This is a genomic window from Halomonas sp. (assembly GCF_041689495.1).
GTDB lineage: Bacteria > Pseudomonadota > Gammaproteobacteria > Pseudomonadales > Halomonadaceae > Halomonas.
The window spans coordinates 1-3,192 of sequence record NZ_JBDNGD010000540.1 but is presented as its reverse complement, the minus strand read 5'-3'; the positions used below and the strand labels follow the sequence as shown (position 1 = coordinate 3,192).

At 63.2% G+C, this 3,192-nt stretch carries 1 protein-coding gene; it reads left to right on the top strand.

The features are described from left to right. Positions 1–293: 293 nt before the first annotated feature. Positions 294–3,098, top strand: coding sequence for an EAL domain-containing protein (locus ACESMD_RS15705; protein WP_372614814.1), 2,805 nt, complete (start codon positions 294–296; stop codon positions 3,096–3,098). The last annotated feature ends 94 nt before the right edge of the window (positions 3,099–3,192 follow it).

Sequence of the window (3,192 nt, the reverse complement as noted above, 5' to 3'; positions counted from 1 at the left end):
TCCTGGGCAAGCTGCGCGACAGGGGTGCCATCGACATCGACCACCAACGCCTGGAAATCATCGACGAGCAGATGCTCCAGGATGTCCTGCTGGGCGATGAGTAATATCCCTCTCATCAGATGGCAGATGGCCAGCTCCCGCACCCCGTCGTTATTCGCGATATCCTCGAGACGCCAGGCTTGACCACCTGGCGCCATAGGGCCTCTACTACCGCTTGGCAGGATCATTCCATTCCGACGCCGATGCCCCTAGCATCGCAAAGATGATCGCGAGCCCCGGAGAGAACCGAGCCCTTGACCGAGCAGGCCACCACCCATGACGTCTTCCGTCGCCTGGCCGACAGCCTGTCGTTGGCAGTGGACGCGGATTTCTTTCCCCGCCTGGTAGCGTCGCTCGGCGATATCCTCGAAGTCGATCACGTCCTGGTATCACGGGTCGACAGCACCGGCACCCAGGCCAGCACCCTGGCGTTATGGTCACGGGGTCACCTGCTCGACAACATCGACTACCCCCTGGAGGGGACTCCCTGTGAGCGGATCGTCGGGCAGGAGATCTGTCATTTCTCCAGGCAGGTCTGCCAACGGTTTCCGCATGATCCGATTCTCGTGGAGCTCGCTGTCGAAGCCTATATCGGCGTCCCCATGGATACCCCCGATGGTCGCCCCTTGGGGCTGGTCGCGGTCATGCATGGAGACACCATTAGGATGTCGGACCAGGTCGCCGAGATACTGCGCATCACCGCCGCCCGAGCCGGTGCCGAACTGGCAAGGCGCGAGGCCGAACAGCAAAGCCATGCCCAGCTGCTGGGGACCAACCGCGCACTGACACTACTCAGTCGATGCAACGAGACATTGATCCATGCCGAGGATGAACAGACATTGCTCGACGCCATCTGCACAATGGCGGTGGAGATCGGGGGCTACCGCATGGCCTGGGTCGGCTTCGCTCAACAGGATGCCGATCGGCGCATCCTGCCCAGGGCCTCTGCCGGCGCCGCTCGGCAGTATCTCGAACACATCGAGCTCAGCTGGTCGGAACATCAGACCAGTGGCCAGGGTCCGGCCGGCAGCGCGATACGCAGCGGTAAGCCGGTCGTCATCCTGGATATCCTTGCGGACGCCGGCTTCGTCCCCTGGCGGCATCAGGCAATCGACTGCGGGTTTCGTGGCGTCATCTGTCTGCCCCTAAAGCAGGGGGAACGGGTATTCGGCCTGCTCGTCCTCTACCAGGGCAATGTCATTCCGGTCAGCGATGAAGAGCTCCGGCTGCTCCGCGACCTGGCCGATGACCTGGCCTTCGGCATCACCACCCTGCGCGGTCGCCTGGAACAGAAGCGCCTGCAGCTGGCCGTGATGCAGATTGCCACGGCCGTCTCGGCGCGTACCGGAGAAGAATTCCTCGACAAGCTCACCCATCACATGGCCGCGGCCCTTGAAGCCGATCTGGCCTTCATCGCCCGTCCGGACGAGACGGACCCCGCCAGAGCCAGGACCCTGACCCTGGTCATCGACGGGAAACGCCAGCCCAATTTCAGCTACACCCTGGCGGGATCCCCCTCCGCAAGCGTTCTCTGGGATGAGGAATGCATCGTCCACGACGGTGCCGCTCCGACACTGGCCATCGAGGGGCGCGAGGCCCTCAGCTGGGTGCGAGCCTACGCCGGTCGACGCCTGGATAACGCTGCCGATCAAGCCATCGGCCTGCTCGGGGTGATGTTCCGGAAGCCATTGGAGGACGGGGAACTGGTCAGCCGGGTGCTGCAGATCTTCGCCGCGGGCGTCGCTGCCGAACTGGAACGCCAGCAAGACGAAGCCCGGATCCGGCACCTGGCCTTTAGAGACTCCAATACCGAGCTGCCCAATCGCACGGACTTCATGCACCGGCTCGAGGAGACGCTGTCACGCCACGATACGCCTAGACTGGCCCTGCTGTTACTCGACCTCGACCGCTTCAAGGACATCAACGACACCCAGGGCCATGATATCGGTGACCGCGTGTTGTACGAGGTCGCCCGAGGCTTCCGGTCGGCTCTTCACGAGCGGGAATACCTGGCCCGGCTGGGGGGTGATGAATTCGTGGTGATGCTCCAGGATGCCGATATCTCCTCGGCGACGGCCACCGCCGAACGCCTGCTGGCAACCCTGAAGGAGCCTCTGGCCATCGACCGGCAGTCCTTCGAGCTCGACGTCAGCATCGGGATCGCCTTCTACCCGGATGATGCCAGTAACGCCCGGGAACTGCTCAAGCATACCGATATCGCCATGTATGAAGCCAAGCGGAGCGGTCGGGGATATCGCCTCTTCGAGGCCCGGATGGGCGCCACCCTGGCATCTCGCCTGGTCATGACACGGCGGTTGGCCGAGGCCATCGATCAGGAAGGCCTCACCCTTCACTTCCAGCCCCAGATCGACCTGATGAGCGGTGAGCTGGTCGGTGCCGAGGTACTGTGCCGCTGGCATGACGAGACCTTCGGCGCCATCGGCCCCGCCGATTTCATTCCCCTGGCCGAGGAACGCGGCCTGATCATTCCCCTGGGCAACTGGGTCATCGAAACCACCTGCCGTCAGCTTGCCGCCTGGCAAGCGGCCGGCCGACGGATGCCCGGCCAACTCGCCATCAATGTGGCCTCGCGACAATTCGATGACGAGACCCTTCTCGATATCCTTCGGGATGCCTGTCATCGCCATGGGATCCAGCCAGGGCAACTGGGGCTGGAGCTCACCGAAAGCGGGTTCATGAATGACCCCGACCAGGCCATCGCCATGACCGATGCCCTCAAGGTGGCGGGCTTCGGGCTGTCGATCGACGACTTCGGTACCGGCTACTCGTCCCTGGCCTACCTCAAGCGCTTTGCCACCGATAAGATCAAGATCGACATTTCCTTCATTCGCGACATGCTGGTCGATGACAACGACTATGCCATCGTCACCACCATCATCGCCATGGCCCGAAGCCTCAAGCTCGACACCATCGCCGAGGGAGTCGAGACCGCCGAGCAGGCCCAAGAACTCAAGGCACTGGGCTGTCGGCAGGCGCAGGGCTATCACTTCGGCAGGCCTGTAGACGCCGAGGCCTTCGCCCGCCATTGGCTGACGTGAACCATCGTGAGGAGGAGAGTCCGACTCCCCGCACTCAACGGCAGAATGGCCAGACCTGGTAGAAGCGATCGCAGCGGAACTCGGCTTCACAGGC